Source organism: Acinetobacter sp. YH12205, assembly GCF_013418125.1.
Lineage (GTDB): Bacteria > Pseudomonadota > Gammaproteobacteria > Pseudomonadales > Moraxellaceae > Acinetobacter > Acinetobacter towneri.
On sequence record NZ_VPCQ01000003.1, the window covers coordinates 137,215 to 157,937 of the forward strand.

Genomic DNA, 20,723 nt, shown 5'->3' on the forward strand with positions numbered 1-20,723 from the left:
TATCAGAGCCATCGCCCTTTACGCAGCCAGCATCCTCTTATAAGAAAGCGACAAACAAATGTATTAAACCAGCAATAAAACCAGTTACACCACCCAAGACAATTAAAATCCACTCATCTTCCTGAAAGGCAGGACGCAAGAGATTCTGGAATTCTTTTGGCGTCAGTTCACGAATACGATCTCTGAACATTTGATAAATTTTCTGTGCACGGCTCGCATTAAAGGCAGGGTCGCATACAGGCACCATCGTAATTTCAATCGAACGATCAATCAAGTCAGTCTTGAGTTTGGCATACTCTTTTGGCCCCAAAGACAACTGTAAAGAGGTACGAACCAATGGTGTTTCCATAATTTCGTTGATGTGGCGTTTGACAATACGGCGGGTTTTGTCTTTTTTACTGCCATACATCATTTCAGTCATAATCGATTTTAACGTAATCAGATCTTCTGTGACTACCGTTGCAAACACATCCGAGACTTCTTCTTGGCGTTTCATGAACGCACCCTGAATATTATAAGTCCCAATGCGTGGAATCACTGGCTTAATCCATGGAAATTGACGATTTTCAGTCAATTTAAAGAACTGCGGATATTTCACGTAATGTGGTTCGACTGGGTTAAATACCATCCAAATCGCAATCCAGTTGGTCAAGAAGCCCCAAATTGCCGCCCAAAATGGAACCGTCCAGTGCCATGGTACAAGAAACCAAACAATCATTTGGAAAATACCAAAGAACATCCCAATCAATGCACTGATATGCCAAATAAAGTTAATTTCTTTTTGACCGACTTTTAGGAACATACGCACCATTAAGCGGCGATCACCTTCCATTTGGCTGACCACCATTTCACGCATATCCACCAAGGATTCAACATTCAAGGTCAGTTCAGTCACCAATTCACGCAGCACACCTGGCAATTGTTTATGCGCCTGTGCGTAAATACGGCGTTTAATCGAATACGGTAGGTTTTCCCAAAGCACAGCATTGCGGTCTAACATGACCTCATCAATTAAGTGCTCAAGTTCAAAACCCACTTGCTCACCAATAATACGCGCCATATCTTCAGGGTCCATAGCATTGAGAAACTCACGCAATGAACCTAATTTTGACAATGTGTTATCGGTAATGATGCCTGAAATACGCCCTGCTTTACGCGGTACAATCCCCTGCCATCCCACAGGAATAGGCCCAAGGTGAAAGCCCCAAAAGCTAATTGGATAGAACACCATTTTTAGTGCCATCCACACGTGCGCCCAAGTCACAAAAGCAGTCACAGGAATAATACTGAGCACGGCCCAAAAATCTGGACGATTCAAAAAGGTTTGCCACAACTGATTGACGTACTCAAGCATGCATTTTTTCCATATTTAGTTCTAATTACAAGATTCTAAAGTAGTTAAAAGTCACTATTCTGACTACAAACCCATACTGAGCGTATAGGAAAATTGTAGTCTAGGCTCAGTTTCCGCAATCACTCGCCCTTGTCGATCTTCCAATTTTTCACCTGCGCCAATGCCAACACTAAAGCTACTGATGCGTTCAGGGCTCAGTAATACATAAGCCAGATCAATGCCTGCACCTAAACGCGCTTTTTCTTCACCATCCACCCATTTAGATTCTAGGTGTCCTGCGTAAGCGCCAATATAATAACCATTTTTGTCTTTACCTGTGAGGTGGTATGGGTAACGAAAACCTGTTTGCCCACCGACTTCATGGTCACCATTTAAAAAAGCCCCCGCTTTTAGATAGGCAATGCCATAAGGATTGACCCATTCACCATTCAAATGCAGTAATTTTTGGGTAATACCCGCCCCTACATTCCAGGTTTTTGCGCTATCTGCGCTAATTTTTGCTTCAGGTAAAAAAGTAGTGTTCCCAGCAAAGCTAAAACTTGAAAAGGCAAGTAATGCCACGAAAGAATAGACTTTTGTCATTATTGTCACCAGTGTCCATTTGTTTTAATTTTAAAAACAGTCCTGTTTTCGTGTTTTGACTCTAGCAGAATTGTCAGGATTCTTATATACAGCAAATTACAATTTTGATGTCGCTAAAGTCAAAAATTAAGATTGCGCCCATCTTCTAGGTTAAATCGGGCAATTCAGTCAAACATGGTTACTCAAAATTGCCAATAGATGCGTTAGAATAGTCCAAATTCGTTCTCCCTCATTTTTGTTAAGCCAATTTTTGTATGAAACAACACTATCCGTTAAAAAATGCTCAGCAAGAGAAGCGTATTTTTCGCAATCGCATCTTTTTTTCGGTGGGTGTTGTGGTTTTTTTCTTGCTGCTGTTGGTGGCTCGTTATGCCTTTTTACAAATTAGCGGCTACGATGAATTTGCGACTGCATCAGATAAAAACCGAATTCGGCTACAACCACTCGCACCTGCACGTGGTTATATTTATGACCGCAATGGTGTGTTATTGGCAGATAACTACCCTGTGTTCTCAGCCACTTTAAGCCGTGCAGATGTTGAAGATATTGACGATACCATTGCGCGACTGACACCTGTTTTACAACTGACAGAAGAAGATATCGATCGCTTTAAAAGTCGGATTAAAACTTCACGTAAAACTGAACGTGTATCGATCAAGCTGAATTTAAATGAATCGGATATTGCCCGTTTTAGTGAAGTTAAATTTCAATTCCCTGGGGTCAATATTGAAACCCAGATGACACGTTACTATCCGCATGGTGACTTATTTGCGCACGTGATTGGTTATGTCGGGCGCATTAACGACAAAGAACTGAAAGAAATTGACAAAGATGCTTATGCAGGCACCAACTTGATTGGCAAAATTGGGGTGGAGAAATCGTATGAGCACTTGCTACATGGCGTACCCGGCAACGAATCTGTAGAAGCCGATGCACATGGTAATGTGCTGCGCAATTTAGGACGTAAAGACCCTGTACGTGGCAATGATTTGTTTTTGTCATTGGATTATGGCTTGCAAGTGGTCGCCTCTGAACAACTGGCAGAACGCCGTGGTGCAATTGTGGCACTTGACCCACGTACAGGTGAAATTTTAGCTTTAGTCTCCAGTCCGAGTTTTAACCCTAACTTATTTGTCACAGGTATTAGCCATACCGACTACTCTGCCTTACGCGATAATTTAGATCAACCACTCTATAACCGTGCAGTACAAGGTGTTTATCCACCGGGTTCTACCATTAAGCCGATGTTTGGTTTAGGCGGTATTCATTATGGCTATGTCGACTGGAAAACCGCCATTCAGGATTATGGTTATTTCACTTTACCAGGCGACAGCCACCGTTTCCGTGACCATAAAAAAACTGGGCATGGCATTGTCGATATGCACAAAGCTCAAGTCGTGTCGTGTGATACCTACTTCTATGTATTGTCGTATCGCATGGGCATTGAAAAAATGAACGACTGGATGCGTCAATTTGGCTTTAGTGAAAAAACTGGGGTCGATTTACCAAGTGAAAGCACAGGACTCTACCCAAACCCGGACTGGAAAATGCGTACGCGCAAAGCCAAATGGATGAAAGGTGAAACAATTTCCGTCAGTATTGGTCAGGGTGCATTTACCTCGACACCATTGCAATTAGCAATGGCCACCGCCATCACCGCCAACAAAGGATTTAAAGTCACACCGCACGTGTTACGTGAAAGTCGTGGCGCGAAACCATTTAAAGTTCACAATGGTACCAACGGAAAAATTGACTTTAACGGCACAGAAGAAGACTGGATTAAAATGCGTGATGCCATGGTTGATGTGATTCAATCAGGTACAGGTAAAGGGATTAAAGGCGGCTTGCAATATTCAGTTGCAGGTAAAACAGGTACAGCACAGGTTAAAAGTATTGCGCAAGGTAAACGCTATAACGAAGCCTTATTGACCGACCGTCAGCTTGACCACGGTTTATTTGTTGGCTTCGCTCCTGCCGAAAACCCTGAAATCGCAATTGCCATCATTCTAGAAAATGGTCGCGGTGGTTCTGCAGCAACGGCTTTGGCGCGTCCAATTTTAGACTATTGGTTACTGAATAAAAATAAAAAGCCAATTCGTCCATCTGCCGCACAAGTGAGTGGTGGCTTAATGACTGCAGGTTTAAAACCAAGTGAATTGCCAAGTGGTGAAGTCCCTTCATCTACTGCACCAAATACGAATAACGTGAATAATCCGAATACAGCAACCAATCACCCTGCGCTCAACCCAAATCCTTCGCAAACTACTCCGAGTTCAGCTCCAACCAATCCACCTGCAACTGCGCCAACAGCAGTTGTACCCACTAACCCAATTGAGAGCGACTAAGCCATGAAAAATCAACTACGCATTATTGGTGGAGAATGGAAACGTCGTCAGTTGGCTTTTGCTTCAATTGAGGGATTACGCCCTACGCCCGACCGAGTGCGCGAAACCTTATTCAACTGGTTAATGTGGGATGTGCAAAACGCCAAAGTGTTAGACCTCTGTTCAGGTTCGGGCGCTTTAGCTTTTGAAGCCCTGTCTCGCGGTGCGGCACACGTGGTCATGATTGAGCCAAACCGTACACAAGCACAGTTTTTACAGCAAAATTTAGAATTATTACGCGTCAATAAAAGCAAAGCACAATTAAAAGTTTCTACCGCACAACATGCTTTGGCGACACTAAAAGATCAGTTTGATTTGGTATTTTTAGACCCGCCTTATAGTTTAGATTTATGGGAAGAATTGGCAGGGTTGGCTGATCCACTCATTGCGGCACAAGGTCTGATTTATGTTGAAGCAGATCGTGATTTAAACCTGTTAAAATTACCGCAGACTTGGCAAAAAGTTAAAGAGAGCAAAGCGGGAACTGTACGTGCGGGCTTATACCAAAAGATTGTTGTTTAAATTTTCTCCTTAAAAGATACGCGGTAATTTTATGACTATCGACACTTTTCAAGAGCCATCCATTAATGTAATATTATAACATTACATATTGTAGTGTTTATCTTCATGAAAGTTCGTTCATCTTTAAAAAGTGCAAAATCGCGTGCCGATTGTCAAATTGTGAAACGTCGTGGCAAATTATTTGTGATTTGCAAATCCAATCCACGTTTTAAAGCAAGACAGGGATAATCCCCTGTCTTTTAGTTTTGATAGATTATTACACTGAAATAGTGTGCTTATTCTGAATAGTAACGTGTATCGACACTAAAACTTTCAGGAAATTTTGCTTGAACCTGCGCATAAAATGCCATGATTTCAGCCATATCTTTTTCAAAATCACCGGTTGGATGCACAATTTTTCCCACACCCGTTTTCTTTTTTGCGTAATCCATATACGCCAAAGCAATTGGCACACCTGCATTTAACGCAACATGATAAAAACCTGTTTTCCATTGTTCTTGACGCGCACGTGTGGCTTCAGGCGTCACCAACATCACCAATTTAGGATGGGTTTTAAATAAGTCCGTCATGAGCTGAACCATACTAGGTCGTGCTTCGCCTGGTGCTTTCGGACGACGGTCTATACCAATACCTCCCATCGCACGGACAAATGGCCCAAACGGCAATTTCATATAGCTGTCTTTAATGGTCAAGCGAACATTAACGCCCAAAGCTTTAAGCCCTAAGCGTGCATATAAGGCATCCCAATTACTGGTATGCGGTGCAGCAATCATCACATATTGGTCTAATTCCAACGGACAATGATTGTCGATTTCCCAACCCATTAAATTTAAGCTTCGCTCAGCTAACTTTTCAAACACAACCGCATACCCCAAATAAAGTGTGCGAATTTTAGCAAGCATCGACAAATACAAAAGTCTAAAACGACGAATAAATAAACAAATACTTTATAAATGTATAAAAATTTCCTGCACTCATCTTATTTTTGTCATTCCATGCAAAATCATACTGTTTTTGCGCTTATTCATTGCTAGATTCAAGCAAGTTTAAAATGGTAAATATATAAATTTACGCACAGTTTGCTGAGTTTTTTACGGTCTAATCCGATGTAATCCTTGAAGTGAAACTTAAAACTTTAAAACATCGGGCTTGTTATGATTTGCTACAAATCTTCATTAAAAATAAGGCAAATTGGCTTTTCAGATACAAGGTGAAAGTTTAAGGTGGCAGCAAGACAAGTTTGAAGTTTAGAACATTTATGCTGAATCGTTATCCGATTGCACTCAGTACACTTAGCTTATTTTTAGTAGCTTGCGGATCAACTGATCCAAGCAGGGAATATCAATCCGCTTTGCCTTCTGAGCCACAAATTACGCCCAAAACTGAAGTTCAAAATTCAGCAACTTCATGGACAGGACAAGCTACAGGTAACTTTAGAGCCTTATTGCCTTGTGACAACTGTGAACAGCATGTGATTCATTTACGCCTGAATGATGATCAAACCTTTCAACTCAGCGACATTAAACGCTCGAAACAGCGCCAGCGCGAAAACCAAGTGGCGGGAACGATTCAAGCTGCTCAGGGCAACAATCAGCAAGACAAACAGAACCAACACCCATCGCAAAACACGGCAAATGAATGGTTGCTCAATACAGAAAATGGGCAAGCCTATGCACGTATTCAACTCACAGCTCACGGTCTTCAATTCAGCTTATACAATCAGAAAAATATACAAAATCAACAGAAAAATGAAACTCAGGTTTTCTTACATCCTGTAGAAAATATGCAAGTCAGTAATGCCCTGAAGCATGTCGATATTCAGGCTGAACACGTACAAAATATTGAGGTCAAAGAATTAAACGACCCTGTGATGGCACACGATTATTTTCTGGCAATTCACAATCAATCTGATCAAGCATTACAATTACATGCCAATGACTTGGTTTTGGTCGATCAGCAATATCAGGAATATGCGGCTGTAGTCGATCCACAATTTTTAGAACCGATTTCTGCACAACAAAAACAATGGATTAAGGTGTCTTTCCATTACCCTGCTTCTGTACAGGCAGATGTGATCAAAATTAAATAGGTTACAGCTGCTGAATTTTCATAAATAAAGAAACATCACTTTAAAGTTATTTCTTAAAAGTGTTTCAGAATTCTTTGATTTTTTCTACAGCCATAAAAAAACCCTGCTGATGCAGGGTTTTCTTTTAAACCATCAAGCGATTACGCGTTGAATTGGTTCATTGTGTTTTTCGCATCGTCACCCGCTTTAAGCGCGTTGTCACCAGCGAAGATTTCTTTGTGGTCGTCACCGATGTCAGAACCAGCCATTGCTTGGTGTTTCACACAAGCGATACCACCGCGGATTTCTTTACGTTGTACGCCAGCAACATAAGCCAACATACCTTCAGAACCGAAGTAACCTTGAGCAAGCTCGTGAGTAGAAAGAGCAGCTGTGTGGTAAGTAGGCAGAGTGATCAAGTGGTGGAACACGCCTGCTTCACGAGAAGCGTCTGCTTGGAATGTACGTACTTTTTCGTCAGCTTCAGCAGCCAATTCAGAATCGTCGTACTCAGCGCTCATTAATTTAGCGCGGTCGTATGCAGATACGTCTTTACCTTCAGCAACCCAACGGTCGTACGCTTGTTGACGGAAGTTCAGTGTCCAGTTGAATGATGGAGAGTTGTTGTAAACAAGTTTCGCATTTGGCACAACTTCACGTACACGGTTAACCATGTGAGCGATTTCTTCTACGTTTGGAGTCGCAGTTTCGATCCAAAGAAGGTCAGCACCGTTTTGTAAGCTAGTTACACAGTCAAGTACAACGCGGTCAATTTGAGTGCCTTCACGGAACTGGTACAAGCCAGAAGCTAAACGCTTAGGACGGTGTAATTTACCATCACGCTTGATTAGGATTTCGTCTTCTTTCGCTTCAGAGATGTCAATTTCTTGAGTGTCTAAGTAGCTGATGTATTGAGAAGCGATGTCGCCTGGCTCTTTAACTACTGGGATTTTTTGAGTTAAGTCAGCGCCTTCAGAGTCAGTACGTGCAACGATGATACCGTCGTCAAGACCCATTTCTAAGAACGCATAACGTAACGCGTGGATTTTAGCGATGAAGTCTTCGTGTGGAACAGTTACTTTACCAGCTTGGTGACCACATTGTTTCGCGTCAGAAACTTGGTTTTCGATTTGAAGTGCACATGCACCCGCTTCGATCATTTTCTTAGCTAATAAGTAAGTTGCTTCTTCGTTACCGAAACCAGCGTCGATGTCCGCAATGATTGGCACAACGTGAGTTTCAAAGTTGTCGATTTGAGCAGTGATTTCAGCAGCTTTAGCAGTATCACCAGCGTCTTGAGCTTTTTTAAGTGCGCGGAACAAATCGTTTAATTCTTTTGCGTCAGCTTGACGTAAGAATGTATAGATTTCTTCGATCAATGCAGGAACAGAAGTTTTTTCGTGCATAGATTGGTCAGGAAGTGGACCGAATTCTGAACGAAGTGCAGCAACCATCCAACCAGAAAGGTAGATATAACGGCGTTCAGTAGTACCGAAGTATTTTTTGTTCGCAATCATTTTTTGTTGCGCAACAAAACCGTGCCAGCAACCTAAAGATTGAGTGTATTTGCTTGAATCAGCATCATAAGCAGCCATATCACGACGCATAATCGCAGCTGTATATTTAGCAATATCTAAACCAGTTTTGAAACGGTTTTGCATTTGCATACGCGCAGCATCTTCAGGACTGATGTCTGCCCAAGTGTTGCCGAATTTTGCTTTTAATTCGCGGATTGCATCAATCGCTGTTTGGTATGTAGTCATGATATTGTACCCTGTAATATTATTTAGGATTTATCAATCGAAGGCTAAATCGCGCTTATGCTTGATTGCTCAGATTTAGAGCACTTCGTTACGATGAATACAGAGTAGAGTGACTGAATGAATTAATCCAATATTCTCGTGTAATTCTCGGTATTTTTTAAAAAAATGTATAGATCAAAGTCTTAATTCACAAAAACAATAAAAACACAACATATTGATTTTAAAAACCTTATTTAGAAAATCAATCAAATATCTTTGCTTATAAATTCATCTCTATGCCGATATTTTCTGCATTAGACTTAAGTCTTGCATTTCATAAAAAATGCTTGCATTGGCGATTTCTGCCATTTTTTAGCAAAATTTTGCTGCTTTTCAGCGCAATGTAAGTGCATAAGTTTCATACAAAATAGAATCTGCTATCAGTTCTTCCAATGCTTTTAAGTGTTTTTGCATTTAAGATTAAAAAGTATAGATGCAGTACTAGGCAACCTACATTTCTTTAGGAAATAATGATGGGGCTGGCTGTTTTTATTCAGATTTTTTGCTGTTTATCTCGTCGATTTTTTCATCATAATTTATACACAAGCCTTACGGCTTATGGCATAATCCCAATAATTTAGTGATTTTATTTTCGGTATTTATTTTATGAATCTGGAGCGGGTTGATCTTAATCTATTAATTTATCTTGACGTCTTACTTCGTGAAAAAAATGTAACCCGTGCTGCAGAACAATTGGGCGTTACCCAACCTGCGATGAGTAACATTTTACGTCGTTTGCGCAATTTATTTAATGATCCCCTGCTGATTCGTTCTTCTGAAGGCATGACGCCAACTGAACGTGCCTTAGAATTACAACCGCGTATCCGCGATGCCTTATCTGACCTTTCTATGATTTTGGAGCCGCGTACTGAGTTCCGCCCTTATACTTCAAATCGTGTATTTCGGATTATGACCTCCGATTACGCAGAAGCCACATTAGTCCCACGCTTGGTTAAAGCTTTACGCTCTGAAGCACCTAATGTGGTATTAGACTTTTTAACCCCGAGTGATGTGTCTTATCGCGACATGGAACAAGGTAAAGTCGATTTGGCGATTAACCGTTTTAATGAAATTCCACAAAGTTTCCATCAGGTTTTAGTTTGGCGTGATAGTTTTTCTTGCCTGCTCAATCACAAACACCCTGCTGCCAATAACCTGAATTTAAAAAGCTACTTAGATGCACAACATATTTGGGTTTCTAAAACAGGTATGGGCGTTGGTTTTGGTGTGAATCCAGAGAAACAAGCGGGACTGGGTTGGATTGATCAAGCTTTAGAGCGTATTGGACAAAAACGTAAAATTTCGGTGTTTACCCGTCATTATCAAATGCCTGCACTACTCGCGTCTAATGTAGATTTAGTCGCAACCTTACCTACACGTATTGCGCGCTTACAAGCCAAAAGCCAAAGTTTACTGATTAAAGACCCACCATTTTATATTCCAGAATTTGAATTAAAGATGGCATGGTGTCCGTTGTTACATCATCACCCTGCACACCGTTGGTTACGCCAATTGATTTTATATGTAGCGCGCCAAATGATTGAAGAAGAAAACCGTGAGTTTTTACTGAATAACTCTCAATTTTCAGCCTATTAATTAAAAATTCACTGAACTTATTGGCACAAACGCTTATACTCAGATGAGGAATATTTCGATATTCCTCATTGTTTAATCATGATTTAATAAAGATTCAAATTGTTATATTTAAAATAATATAATCCACAGGTGGATTCGTGAGCCTCTTCCAGAATATTGTTATTATCCTCATCCTCATTGTCGGAGCTGGTTTTTTATCGCTGACTGAAATTGCGTTGGCTGGTGCACGTAAAGTTAAACTGAAAATTCTAGCCGAATCAGGCGATGAACGTGCCCAAAAAGTTTTAGACCTACAAGAAAACTCAGCTGATTTTTTTGCTGCCTCACAAATTGGCTTAAACGCAGTTGCCATTTTAGGTGGTATTTTAGGTGAAGGCGCATTCCGTCCTTATTTTTACAACTTAGTTGTGCGCTTCTATCAAGGACCATGGGCTGAAACGCTTAGTTTTGCCTTGTCATTTACCTTAGTGACTTCGCTGTTTATTTTATTTGCCGACCTAATGCCTAAGCGTTTGGCAATGATCGCACCTGAAAAAATTGCGGTATCGGTGATTAATCCGATTCAAATTTTTATTCGGATATGCAAGCCTTTGGCATGGATGATTAATGCGATTGCCAACGTGCTGTTCCGTTTATTTAAAGTAAATACCACGCGCGAAGACAATATTACATTTGATGATATTTCTGCAGTCATGGATGCAGGCGCTCAAGCAGGTGTTTTACAAAAGCAGGAACATCACTTTATTGAAAACGTGTTTGAACTTGAAGAACGTAACGTGCCTTCGAGTATGACTACACGTGAAAATGTGGTGTTTTTTACCCTAAAGGAATCTGAAGCCAGTATTCGTCAAAAACTTGCAGAATATCCTTATTCCAAATTTTTGGTCTGTAGCGAAAATATTGATGATGTTATTGGCTATGTTGATGCCAAAGATATTTTGGTCAGAATCCTCAATAATCAATCTTTACTACAACTAAATGAAAGCACCATCCGTAATGTATTAACCATTCCAGATACACTCACGCTGTCTGAAGTCTTAGACCGTTTCCGCTCTACCAAAGAAAAATTTGCCGTAGTCATTAATGAATATGCGTTGGTTGTGGGCGTAATTACCCTGTCTGATATTATGATTACTGTGATGGGCGATTGGGTAACACCTATTGAAGAAGATCAGCAAATCATTAAACGTGATAACAATTCTTGGCTGATTGATGGCAGTACACCAATTGAAGACATTAAACACGCGCTGCAAATTGATGAAATGCCAGATGATGAAAATTATGAAACCATTGCAGGTTTTATGATGTATAAGCTACGTAAAATCCCGCGTCCTGCCGACTCTGTACTTTTTGATGGTTATAAATTTGAAGTGGTCGACGTCGATCATTTTAAAATTGACCAACTTTTAGTGACACGAATTGTAGAAACGCAGGAAATACAAAACAACACTGAAGCAGATGGATAGTGAGATTCCTTGTATTCGTTCAGCCTGATTGCATCTACATTTTCTCGCATTCACAAAAAAGCACCACATCAAAATGAAGTGGTGCTTTTTTAAATCTGAACTGATACTTCTGAAATTCAGCTGAATATCTATTTAATATTTGCTGATCAATTCATCCAATACTGCTTGATAATGAATCGCAATATCTTCAGCTAAAATTTTATAGACATTGTCGAATTGCACCATTGGCCAACCTTCTTTCCAGAAAGGGAAAATATTGTGCAAATCATGCGTTACCACAGCATCTTCACGCACAATCGCTTGTGCAACCTGAGCCAATACTTGTGCAGTTTCTGTGCCATCAATGGCTAAATAATCAATCCCACGTGCTTTTAAAATACGCACACGGTCTTTTTTATAACGAATTTTTTTCATTTGCGCTTCATTTAACTGCAAAGCCAAACTCACCGCTTCTACAAATTTGCTTTCAAATGATTGATTCAGTGCCACCAACGCTGCTTTATGCGCTTCCTGACGACCTGCTTTCCCACCATTACGGATAATTTCTTTTGCCTCTGTGTCTAGCTCATCACTTTTCATAGACTGCAAAATGTCGAGTATTTCGATATCACTTAATGATTCAGGAGATTGGTCAATCATGTACTGCCCTTGGACAAAAATAGCAAAACGCTATTTTCGCACAATTTAGCTAAAAGCTCGACACATTCCGAAGCAATTGTTCACACAAGGCAGTGCTGCACCTATTACAGTGCAGCAGTTTAAAATTGATCTTTCAGCTTTGATCATCCTTGTTTATTTTAAATTTCTTATTGTTCCCTTAGTTTTTCTCCTGAATTTTACGGGTCTATTTAAAACCCGTTATTTCAAATGAATAATCCAATAAATAACAGGTTTAACTTTTCAACTCACTTGTACTTTTTAGTAAAAAATAATTAACAGGTTGCTCTTTACACTTAATACAAGTTTTCGCGTTTATCATGATCGAGGCGGTCAATATAGCGTTCTAAATGTAGCATCGCATGATACATTTTATTTAAGTTCCGAACATTGATTTGCTGACGAACAATATTTTTGTGTAACCGTTTTAATGCACGTAGACTGTGTTTTGGCGTATATGCAGATAAAATTTTCATAAGCCTGCTCTCTCTATCAAATTATTTTACATGAACCGTTTTGTTATCTTGAGAATGAATTCAATGAATATAAAGATAAGCTCTATTATTGACAGGGTGTGTCCTACACCTCCTTAATATTTGACTATTTGGAAAAATTTTATTGTGTTAAATTGTAGTTTAAAGGAATATTTATGTAATTATGATTAAAATAATTGCTAAAAAAGATTCAAAAAATCTTTGTTAAAATCTTCTATAAAAATATGCATAAAAAAACTGACACTCGGTCAGTTTTTTATGCGGGCTGATTTTAAATTTTGAGTCTTTAAATCACTTCCACCACTACTTTGCCCACATGCTCACCTGTATCCATTTCGGCATGCGCTTGCTGAATTTGATCAAACTGAAAGGTTTTATAAATCATAGGCAGACATTCACCTTTGGCTAACAATGGCCAAACTATCTCTTGCAAACCTTTGGTAATTTCAGCTTTTTCTGCAGTATTGCGGGCGCGCATGGTCGAACCCGTAATGGTAAGACGCTTCATCATAATTTGACCAAGTTTTACTTCTTTGGCTTTTGCACCACCTAAGAATGCGATATACACCAAGCGACCATCACGACGTAATAAGTTTAAATTACGTTCCAAATACGGCGCACCAACAATATCTAAAATGACATCGACCCCAGCATTGTCTGTCGCTTCGTTAATCACTTGTTCAAAATCTTGTGTCTTGTAATTAATTGCTGTGGTGAGATGTGAAATTGCTTGTACTTTTTCATCTGAACCTACGGTTGCAAAGGTTTTTAAACCTAAGGCTTTGCACAACATTAAAGCAGTTGTACCAATACCACTGGTTCCGCCATGAATTAGTGCCGTTTCACCTGCTTTGGCTTTGCCCATTTGGAATACATTGGCCCACACAGTAAAAAACGTTTCAGGTATCGCAGCGGCTTGTACAAAACTGACACCTGTTGGAATTGTCAAAGTCTGGCTTTCAGGCACAACACAATATTCTGCATAACCACCACCATTGGTTAAGCCGCACACAGCATCACCAACTTTAAATTGGCTGACATCTGCACCCACAGCAACCACTTCACCTGCTACTTCTAAGCCTGGCACTGGCGTCACGCCTTTAGGCATAGGATACAGCCCCTGACGCTGTAAAATATCAGGACGATTTAAACCAAAAGCATGTACTTTGATCAAAACCTCATTAGCTTGTGGCTCAGGTATTGCAACCGTTTCATAGGCTAATTTTTCTGGGCCACCTGGTTCTGTAATAATAATCTGCTGCATTGTGTTTTGTGTCATGGCAAATCCCTGATTGTTTGATGCTGATATGAATTCTGACTATTTGAACATAAAACAGCAAAGCATTAAAACCCAGATTAACTTAGGTATAATCTTTATGCCGTGGTGTTTTCATGCGTGATTAAATTTTCATTTATGATTAAAGAGTATGTGATGTCAGAAATTGTGGAATACAACGAAAATAATTACCGTGAGTTTGAATATGAAACAGGCGTTTCGGTGATTCGTTTTTATGCACCATGGTGTACGCCTTGTGTTCAAAATGCACCTTTTTTTGAGCAGCTTGCCCAACTTTTTGATGCTTCGGTAAAATTTGGCAAAGTAAATGTCGATCTATCTCCAATTTTAACTTTGCGCTATCAAGTCTTTGGTTTACCGACCACCCTAATTTTTAAAGATGGGCAAATTGTTGAACGACTATCGGGCAATGTTTCTATCGCACAACTCCAACAAAAAATTCAAAGTTATCTTTAACTCATGTAGAGTCGCTACAACATATTAAGTCTGAATGAGCACCTGATCTCGTCCTGCATGTTTGGCTCGATACAAATGTGCATCTGCGGCTTTCATAAAATCATCCACGTGCGTATATGCTTGTGCGCGGGTCATCCACGCTACACCAATACTTAAAGTCACATATTGTTTATAGTCTTCTCGTGCCACATGCTCAAAAGCTGCATCACGCACAGCCTGCAAGACCTTTTGCATGAGTGGTGCAATCGCAGGTTGCGGAATATCGTGCAGTAAAATGGCAAATTCTTCACCCCCATAACGTGCCACAAACGCATTTTTAGGCAAAGTATCTTGTAAAACGTTAACTAGGTTTTGCAGAATTTGATCGCCTTTTAAGTGCCCATAATGATCATTGTATTTTTTAAAATAATCGACATCGAGCATCGCAAAGACCAAAATATGTCGCTTATTTTGCAAGGTTTCAAAATACAAACGCTGAATTTCTTCATTTAATGCACGGCGATTATATGCCCCTGTTAATGCATCGGTTTTAATCTGTATTTCCAGTTTTTCATTCAAAAGACTGAGTTGTTCAGTGCGTTCCTGCACTTTTAAATCTAACGAGCTGTTTAAATGAATCAGTTTTTGGTTCAAGCGTTCAATGCGTAAGTTATGGTAGGCATAATTTCGTGCCTGCTGAAACATGATGAGCAATGCATAAACACTGGTCGAAATAAAAGATAAATGAATGGAATTGACCAAATTCAGCATTAATAAAAAATCATGAATAAATGTGCCACACAGAATAATTACTGCCCAAAAATTGATTCTAGAATAATGCTCTCCTGAATGCAGGGTTTGATAAAATCCATAAGCAAAATTTGCCAAAATCAGCACAAAGAAAAAAGAACTATAAAATGCCAACTGCTGAAAAATAGTGGGTTCTGCCCACAGCGTCACCCCAATATTAAAGCTCAATAACAGCATTGCCGCGCTATATACCCAACGATGCAAATAGCGCGAACTGAGCAAAAACATATAACTCAGGAAAAATAAAATCGCTAAAAAACTAAATAAATATTCGAGTCTTATTCCCCAAGACCAACTTAAATTCAGGAAAGTGGTATAGGCATAGGGTGCAGAAAATAAATTGTGTAATGCCAGAAAAACAATAAAAATGCCGAAAATAAAAATACGCTTGGTCTTTCCACCATTTGTAAGACTAAATGCCGAAAACATCAAGGTAAACAAACCAATACCAAGTACTGCCCCACAAATCATGGCAATACTCATCATCAAACGCTGATACTGTTGATTGATGGTGCGACTTAAACCAATTTTCATTGGATTTTTTAAACCACCTTGCAAGCTCTGAAAGCTAGACGCTTGAATGGTCAGGGTAAAATGTTCACTTTCAGGAACAAAATATGCAATTCGTGGGGCATTTTCGGTTTGGTGACTACTCGCATCTGCACCGACTGTGCCAACACGCACCAGTGGATCGCCATTTAAAAATACCCGATAGGCGCCATATTGGTTGGGAATCCAAATCGCAATACGTCTGCCTAGAAATTCTTTTGGAATTTGAAAGTGCCCAATAAAAGTGCCGTAAGTATTGGCATTGCCCATTAAATCTTCAAATGAAGCAGGCAATTCAACGGTATTCGATGCCAGTACCGCACTGGGTTCTTGAATCAATTGTTGCGGATAAAACAACCATCGCCCAGTCAAAATACTCGATTGATCTTCAGTAAATTGAACAGAATTGAGCAGTTGTTGATGTAGATAGTAAGATTCAGGTGCAGACTCATACTGCGCCAACACACGCGGTGGTGTGAGTACACTGCACAGTAAAATTAAGAAGAGTAATGCACACTTGTGCCACATCCGAGTGAAATTCAAAAATGCAAAAATCCTATTGTGCTTGTTTTTTAATCTAATCGTTCTTGCACTAAATTTGAAGTAAAAAATTAAGTCATTTATGCTAGACCTTACTGGCATCGGATGAATGACTTAAATTCTAGCGGTTTGGCTAAGTTGAAAGGTGTTTATTGATCGCGTGTTTTCACATCATACAATTCAATTTCAAAAATCAAATTAGAATTAGCAGGAATGATATTGCCCATTTTGCGCTCACCATAAGCCAAATGCGCAGGTACGATCAGTTTGCGTTTACCACCCACTTTCATCCCCATGATGCCTTGATCCCAGCCTTTAATGACACGACCTGTACCAATCACGGTTTCAAAATAGTTACCACGGTCTAAGGATGAATCAAACTTGGTGCCATCTTCCAACCAGCCTGTGTAATGCGTAGTAATTAAAGCGCCTTTAACCGCTTCTTTCCCCTCACCCACCACCAAATCAATAATTTCTAATTCTGCACTCATGTTCATCTCCAAATATTTACACTTCGATGTTTAAGATAATTTCCAGCTCGTGCAAGTGTTATTGCAACTGTGTCCACTCAATCTGAGCCTGTGCCTGATCGCCAATCAATGTCCATTCGCCATCCATTACATTCAACTGCAATTGCATGGTACGTTCGCATAAAGCTTGAACGGCTTCGGTACTCGCTGGCGATAGTTGCCACACTTCAACATTATTTAAAGTTTTGATTTTACTGTTACGTTTGTACCATTCATCTACCGATGAACCATAAGCAATAATCGCAACTTGCTTACAACGCGAACTGGCTTTTTTGACTTTGTCTTCATCTGGGCAACCGACTTCAATCCACTTAATTAACTGCCCTGTTAAGTCTTTTTCCCACAAAGCAGGCTCATCGGTTTCAAATAAATCTTTGGTAAATTCCAAAGCTTCATCTGCATAACGTGCGAATGCCAAAATACGCACCATCAATCGCTCAATAGTTTCAGAAGGATGCAATGCCATGGTGAGCTGATAGTCACCGTATTGATGCACATCCATATTGGCAATGTTCAAATCTGCCTTATAAATTGTCGCTTTCAGCGCCATTGTCTATTCCTAAAACTATGTTTAAATTTGCCACCAAGCATAATGGATTTTCTGTGATTTTGCTGTATCGTTTGCCCGATAACGTATAGATTTCAGTCTAGAACCGCAGCAGCATCGACCCGATACGCCAATAGTTCAGCCTCAAATTTTTCCCAATCACGCTCGCTTTGATAAATAATTTCCAACCGATTGTCTATGCCTTCATCGGTAGATTGATAATTAAATTGCTGCGGATTGAAGTTGAAACTTTTCCAACCCTGATTGGTATAAAAAATTCCTTTAATACGCAGCCAATCTTGCTGTTCACAGAGTAAATCTAATAAGGGATAAAAGTCGAATTGCCAACGTTTAGGCAATTTCCAACCTGCGACTGCATATCCTTGTGCAGTTTCGACATAGTGATATGGCAATTGTTTGATTTCTGCAGACTCTTGCAGATTTGTAGAGCTGACCTTCTTTTGCAATTTTAGCAACGGCTGAATTTTACGCTGTGTACCGACATACGGTATATCCATTTCGGTCAAAGCCAGATGACCCTGTTCTGCTTTCAACCATTTTTGCGCGTAGGCTTGATATTCCTGTTGTAGTTGTATGAGGGTTTGCTCATCTGCCGCCTGCATTTGGTCTGCATGTGATACCACAATAATTTGTGCAGCTTTGAGCTGATCGGCATACAGGTTTTGCTGCGTCCACGCCTGATCATGCAAACGCGAACCATCTACTACCGTCACCAAGACGCGCATCGATAAATGCGTATGCCAATGTGGTTCGGTCAGTTGTTCCAAGAGTTGCGCAGGATGCCCCAAACCTGTCGGCTCGATGAATAAACGGTCAGGCTTCGCTTCGGACAATAAACGCGACAAAGCAATTTGCATAGGCAATTGGCTGCTACAACATAAGCAACCGCCCAATAATTCTTTGACTTGATAACCCTGTTGCTGAGGTAAGAGTTGTTGATCGACCCCGATTTGTCCAAATTCATTCATCAGCACCGCCCAAACTTCATGTTCTGGTTTTTGGCTGAGTAACTGTTTCAATAAGGTGGTTTTTCCTGCACCGAGAAAACCAGAAATAATATGCGTCGGGACTGCTTTTTGTGGTGCAATTAATTTCAAAATAAGCTCACTTTATTGAATTTCAAACAACTCAAGCATGCTAAGCAAGTTTAGCGATTAGTTCAATCTGAATCTAAACACACTGAAATTTATTCATTTCAGCACATCTATCACCATCATGATTTGAAAAATTCGCTTACATTTATTACGTGATGATCTGCAACTTATTTGGGGAAATACACGAGTTTTAGCCGCTTGATGTTATGTTTTATTGCCAACCACGCAATTTTATTGCGGAAAACACAGCCATTTTGATTGGATTTGACTGCATATTTAAAACAAAAATTACCAAACTACGACCTATTCATCATCATTGTGCGGTTCAAGTAACCGTCATTGTTTTGCTTTGTTGCAAGCATTGATCCCATAGCTTTGGCTCTTTAGCATGAGTTCCTGTTCAGCCCGTTCAAATCAGGTGATGACTGACTTGAACACTTTAGCCGCAATAAGTTTTTTTACTTAATGCTTGTGCTGAGCACTCCCTACTACTCATGAAAAACTTTAAATAAGGATGCCAAACCATGAAATTGACACAAATTTTACTCGCTTCAACTTTTGCTTTTGCCACTGCAACTACTTTTGCTGCAAAGGCTGAATCGACAGCAACAGAACAGGAAAAAGTGGTTGTTTCAACGCAGGAAACTGTGGCTGAACCAGCTTCAGAACAAGCTGCTGCACAACCTGCATCTGAAGCAAGCACTGAAACCCCTGCTGCATCGACGCAACAGCCTTAAAACTTAGATACATTTAAAAATGTAAATCGAATACAAAAACTGAGTTTTCCGCCACTCTCTCGGTTTACTCAGTTTTTGTTTATCTACAAAGCCAATCAATATTGCCTTGGACAAAATTAAAAAATAGGCACAAAAAACCTGTCTACAATTGCAAACAGGTTTTCAGCTAAATTTGATGAAAATTTAGTTTTGTTCAGTTTTCTTATAAATGCTGCAAGATGGATGATGATTTTCTTGCAAACGTGCTACTTTACGCTGCTCTGCTGCTTCAAAACGGCAACGCTTCCAGTCATTGTCTAATTTCAACGCAGGGATTTGTTTTGGTTTACCATTTTCATCGACAGCAACCATAGTGAAGTAACAGCTGTTGGTATGGCGCACTGTACGCTTTTGAATATTTTGTGCTTCTACACGAATCCCAATTTCCATTGAAGTACGACCGACATGGTTCACACTAGCAAGGAAAGTCACCAATTCACCCACATGAATCGGCTCTTTAAAGTTCACTTTATCAACCGAAAGGGTCACCACATAACTACCCGAATAGCGGCTTGCACATGCATACGCCACTTGGTCTAATAGTTTTAAAATTGTTCCACCATGTACATTCCCTGAGAAATTTGCCATGTCGGGTGTCATTAACACGGTCATGGTTAATTCTGACTGGTCATCTAACACTGGGGCAATTTGATCTAATGGTGACATCGCGTTCTCTAGACTCTTTTAAAGACAGTAAGATATGAGCCTATTATTATATCGCGTTTATAAAAGTTTGAATGTTCATTTCGGCAACAACTGCATCATTATTATTTATATTGTTTATGATAACATTTATTTAAAATTATAAGACTAAAGACTAAGACTCCCAAGCTGTTATTTTTTAATCCATTTCTGATTTTTTAGAATATTTGTTCAAATTGAATATTACGTGAATCCCCCTGATTCAAGTGTTCAAAAAACAATCTAAAATCTTTTATTCAATGGATTATTCAAGCAAATTTCGGCGAATTTACACGAAAAAAAGTTCAATTTCCCCGTAAATTTTCAAACTTCGCTGCGACATTTAAACCAAGCGCAGCATTTCCTGCGATACATTACTATAAATCAAAGTTTGTTCGGAACTTAAGGCAGCTTCAATCACATAAGAACCATCTGGATTAATCATCGTCACTGTAAAAATAACTTGCTCCATAGTGGCAAGTTTCACCTGCTGTCCAATTTCAAAGCCGTGCATGAAG

21 protein-coding genes are annotated in these 20,723 nt (G+C 39.8%); 8 read left to right on the top strand and 13 right to left on the bottom strand.

All coding sequences use genetic code 11. The features are described from left to right. Positions 1-37: 37 nt before the first annotated feature. Together FTU92_RS05040 and FTU92_RS05045 are read right to left on the bottom strand one after the other, a co-directional pair. On the bottom strand, positions 38-1,354 hold the full coding sequence (locus FTU92_RS05040) for a hypothetical protein (protein ID WP_004970719.1): 1,317 nt from the start codon (positions 1,352-1,354) through the stop codon (positions 38-40). 63 nt (positions 1,355-1,417) lie between these two features. Next, a complete protein-coding gene (locus FTU92_RS05045; RefSeq protein WP_004970721.1) occupies positions 1,418-1,936 on the bottom strand; it encodes a hypothetical protein in 519 nt (172 codons plus the stop codon). Between the two features lie 254 nt (positions 1,937-2,190). On the opposite strand from FTU92_RS05045, the gene mrdA reads away from it, so the two are divergent. The 3 genes from mrdA to ykgO all read left to right on the top strand — a co-directional run bounded on the left by mrdA (position 2,191) and on the right by ykgO (position 5,070). Further along, on the top strand, positions 2,191-4,281 hold the full coding sequence (mrdA, locus tag FTU92_RS05050) for a penicillin-binding protein 2 (protein WP_096901482.1): 2,091 nt from the start codon (positions 2,191-2,193) through the stop codon (positions 4,279-4,281). A gap of 3 nt (positions 4,282-4,284) precedes the next feature. Next, complete coding sequence (gene rsmD / locus FTU92_RS05055; RefSeq protein ID WP_004970724.1) at positions 4,285-4,842, top strand: 16S rRNA (guanine(966)-N(2))-methyltransferase RsmD; 558 nt, start codon at positions 4,285-4,287, stop codon at positions 4,840-4,842. Between the two features lie 105 nt (positions 4,843-4,947). Beyond that, complete coding sequence (ykgO, locus tag FTU92_RS05060) at positions 4,948-5,070, top strand: type B 50S ribosomal protein L36 (protein WP_026438469.1); 123 nt, start codon at positions 4,948-4,950, stop codon at positions 5,068-5,070. Between the two features lie 47 nt (positions 5,071-5,117). Here the strand turns inward: ykgO and FTU92_RS05065 are convergent, their stop codons facing one another. Next, a complete protein-coding gene (locus tag FTU92_RS05065) occupies positions 5,118-5,744 on the bottom strand; it encodes a 1-acyl-sn-glycerol-3-phosphate acyltransferase (RefSeq protein ID WP_180044382.1) in 627 nt (208 codons plus the stop codon). 356 nt (positions 5,745-6,100) lie between these two features. Between FTU92_RS05065 and FTU92_RS05070 the strand changes: the two genes are divergently transcribed. After that, positions 6,101-6,931 carry a copper resistance protein NlpE N-terminal domain-containing protein gene (locus FTU92_RS05070; RefSeq protein WP_180095778.1) on the top strand — a complete coding sequence of 277 codons (831 nt, stop codon included), beginning with the start codon at positions 6,101-6,103 and terminating at the stop codon, positions 6,929-6,931. A gap of 140 nt (positions 6,932-7,071) precedes the next feature. On the opposite strand, the gene FTU92_RS05075 is transcribed toward FTU92_RS05070, so the two are convergent. Next, positions 7,072-8,673, bottom strand: coding sequence for an isocitrate lyase (locus FTU92_RS05075; RefSeq protein ID WP_180044386.1), 1,602 nt, complete (start codon positions 8,671-8,673; stop codon positions 7,072-7,074). Positions 8,674-9,318: 645 nt separating this feature from the next. On the opposite strand from FTU92_RS05075, the gene FTU92_RS05080 reads away from it, so the two are divergent. Both FTU92_RS05080 and FTU92_RS05085 read left to right on the top strand, forming a co-directional pair. Next, complete coding sequence (locus FTU92_RS05080; protein ID WP_004977282.1) at positions 9,319-10,308, top strand: LysR family transcriptional regulator; 990 nt, start codon at positions 9,319-9,321, stop codon at positions 10,306-10,308. A 137-nt stretch (positions 10,309-10,445) separates the two neighbouring features. After that, the gene (locus tag FTU92_RS05085) at positions 10,446-11,774 is read left to right on the top strand and encodes a hemolysin family protein (RefSeq protein WP_104852324.1); all 1,329 of its coding nucleotides are present in this window, start codon (positions 10,446-10,448) and stop codon (positions 11,772-11,774) included. 132 nt (positions 11,775-11,906) lie between these two features. Here FTU92_RS05085 and FTU92_RS05090 read toward each other — a convergent pair whose 3' ends face one another. From FTU92_RS05090 to FTU92_RS05100, 3 genes are all read right to left on the bottom strand, one after another. After that, positions 11,907-12,413 (bottom strand): hypothetical protein, encoded by a 507-nt coding sequence (locus tag FTU92_RS05090; protein WP_004977287.1) that lies wholly within the window; start codon positions 12,411-12,413, stop codon positions 11,907-11,909. A gap of 314 nt (positions 12,414-12,727) precedes the next feature. Next, the gene (locus FTU92_RS05095) at positions 12,728-12,907 is read right to left on the bottom strand and encodes a hypothetical protein (RefSeq protein ID WP_096901477.1); all 180 of its coding nucleotides are present in this window, start codon (positions 12,905-12,907) and stop codon (positions 12,728-12,730) included. Between the two features lie 304 nt (positions 12,908-13,211). Then, complete coding sequence (locus tag FTU92_RS05100) at positions 13,212-14,204, bottom strand: NAD(P)H-quinone oxidoreductase (RefSeq protein WP_180095780.1); 993 nt, start codon at positions 14,202-14,204, stop codon at positions 13,212-13,214. Positions 14,205-14,357: 153 nt separating this feature from the next. Here FTU92_RS05100 and FTU92_RS05105 point away from each other — a divergent pair, with 153 nt between their 5' ends. After that, positions 14,358-14,678, top strand: a complete 321-nt coding sequence (locus FTU92_RS05105) for a co-chaperone YbbN (RefSeq protein WP_180095782.1) — start codon at positions 14,358-14,360, stop codon at positions 14,676-14,678. Between the two features lie 24 nt (positions 14,679-14,702). Here the strand turns inward: FTU92_RS05105 and FTU92_RS05110 are convergent, their stop codons facing one another. The 4 genes from FTU92_RS05110 to FTU92_RS05125 all read right to left on the bottom strand — a co-directional run bounded on the left by FTU92_RS05110 (position 14,703) and on the right by FTU92_RS05125 (position 18,751). After that, positions 14,703-16,544 carry a diguanylate cyclase domain-containing protein gene (locus FTU92_RS05110; RefSeq protein ID WP_373686050.1) on the bottom strand — a complete coding sequence of 614 codons (1,842 nt, stop codon included), beginning with the start codon at positions 16,542-16,544 and terminating at the stop codon, positions 14,703-14,705. Positions 16,545-16,705: 161 nt separating this feature from the next. Continuing rightward, positions 16,706-17,047, bottom strand: a complete 342-nt coding sequence (locus FTU92_RS05115; RefSeq protein WP_004977304.1) for an FKBP-type peptidyl-prolyl cis-trans isomerase — start codon at positions 17,045-17,047, stop codon at positions 16,706-16,708. A gap of 58 nt (positions 17,048-17,105) precedes the next feature. Beyond that, positions 17,106-17,636 (bottom strand): YaeQ family protein, encoded by a 531-nt coding sequence (locus FTU92_RS05120; protein WP_004977306.1) that lies wholly within the window; start codon positions 17,634-17,636, stop codon positions 17,106-17,108. A 92-nt stretch (positions 17,637-17,728) separates the two neighbouring features. Next, the gene (locus FTU92_RS05125) at positions 17,729-18,751 is read right to left on the bottom strand and encodes a GTP-binding protein (RefSeq protein WP_180095784.1); all 1,023 of its coding nucleotides are present in this window, start codon (positions 18,749-18,751) and stop codon (positions 17,729-17,731) included. 521 nt (positions 18,752-19,272) lie between these two features. On the opposite strand from FTU92_RS05125, the gene FTU92_RS05130 reads away from it, so the two are divergent. After that, positions 19,273-19,485 carry a hypothetical protein gene (locus FTU92_RS05130; protein WP_004977309.1) on the top strand — a complete coding sequence of 71 codons (213 nt, stop codon included), beginning with the start codon at positions 19,273-19,275 and terminating at the stop codon, positions 19,483-19,485. A gap of 183 nt (positions 19,486-19,668) precedes the next feature. Here the strand turns inward: FTU92_RS05130 and FTU92_RS05135 are convergent, their stop codons facing one another. After that, on the bottom strand, positions 19,669-20,190 hold the full coding sequence (locus FTU92_RS05135) for an acyl-CoA thioesterase (protein WP_004977311.1): 522 nt from the start codon (positions 20,188-20,190) through the stop codon (positions 19,669-19,671). Between the two features lie 358 nt (positions 20,191-20,548). After that, positions 20,549-20,719, bottom strand: coding sequence for a hypothetical protein (locus FTU92_RS05140; RefSeq protein WP_167846155.1), 171 nt, complete (start codon positions 20,717-20,719; stop codon positions 20,549-20,551). Positions 20,720-20,723: the final 4 nt, after the last annotated feature.

Excerpts from the sequence above, each read along its gene's own strand:
- FTU92_RS05040 (WP_004970719.1), bottom strand. The coding sequence starts at position 1,354 with ATGCTTGAGTACGTCAATCAGTTGTGGCAAACCTTTTTGAATCGTCCA.
- FTU92_RS05045 (WP_004970721.1), bottom strand. The coding sequence starts at position 1,936 with ATGACAAAAGTCTATTCTTTCGTGGCATTACTTGCCTTTTCAAGTTTT.
- mrdA (WP_096901482.1), top strand. The coding sequence starts at position 2,191 with ATGAAACAACACTATCCGTTAAAAAATGCTCAGCAAGAGAAGCGTATT.
- rsmD (WP_004970724.1), top strand. The coding sequence starts at position 4,285 with ATGAAAAATCAACTACGCATTATTGGTGGAGAATGGAAACGTCGTCAG.
- ykgO (WP_026438469.1), top strand. The coding sequence starts at position 4,948 with ATGAAAGTTCGTTCATCTTTAAAAAGTGCAAAATCGCGTGCCGATTGT.
- FTU92_RS05065 (WP_180044382.1), bottom strand. The coding sequence starts at position 5,744 with ATGCTTGCTAAAATTCGCACACTTTATTTGGGGTATGCGGTTGTGTTT.
- FTU92_RS05070 (WP_180095778.1), top strand. The coding sequence starts at position 6,101 with ATGCTGAATCGTTATCCGATTGCACTCAGTACACTTAGCTTATTTTTA.
- FTU92_RS05075 (WP_180044386.1), bottom strand. The coding sequence starts at position 8,673 with ATGACTACATACCAAACAGCGATTGATGCAATCCGCGAATTAAAAGCA.
- FTU92_RS05080 (WP_004977282.1), top strand. The coding sequence starts at position 9,319 with ATGAATCTGGAGCGGGTTGATCTTAATCTATTAATTTATCTTGACGTC.
- FTU92_RS05090 (WP_004977287.1), bottom strand. The coding sequence starts at position 12,413 with ATGATTGACCAATCTCCTGAATCATTAAGTGATATCGAAATACTCGAC.
- FTU92_RS05095 (WP_096901477.1), bottom strand. The coding sequence starts at position 12,907 with ATGAAAATTTTATCTGCATATACGCCAAAACACAGTCTACGTGCATTA.
- FTU92_RS05100 (WP_180095780.1), bottom strand. The coding sequence starts at position 14,204 with ATGACACAAAACACAATGCAGCAGATTATTATTACAGAACCAGGTGGC.
- FTU92_RS05105 (WP_180095782.1), top strand. The coding sequence starts at position 14,358 with ATGTCAGAAATTGTGGAATACAACGAAAATAATTACCGTGAGTTTGAA.
- FTU92_RS05110 (WP_373686050.1), bottom strand. The coding sequence starts at position 16,544 with ATGTGGCACAAGTGTGCATTACTCTTCTTAATTTTACTGTGCAGTGTA.
- FTU92_RS05115 (WP_004977304.1), bottom strand. The coding sequence starts at position 17,047 with ATGAGTGCAGAATTAGAAATTATTGATTTGGTGGTGGGTGAGGGGAAA.
- FTU92_RS05120 (WP_004977306.1), bottom strand. The coding sequence starts at position 17,636 with ATGGCGCTGAAAGCGACAATTTATAAGGCAGATTTGAACATTGCCAAT.
- FTU92_RS05130 (WP_004977309.1), top strand. The coding sequence starts at position 19,273 with ATGAAATTGACACAAATTTTACTCGCTTCAACTTTTGCTTTTGCCACT.
- FTU92_RS05135 (WP_004977311.1), bottom strand. The coding sequence starts at position 20,190 with ATGTCACCATTAGATCAAATTGCCCCAGTGTTAGATGACCAGTCAGAA.
- FTU92_RS05140 (WP_167846155.1), bottom strand. The coding sequence starts at position 20,719 with ATGCACGGCTTTGAAATTGGACAGCAGGTGAAACTTGCCACTATGGAG.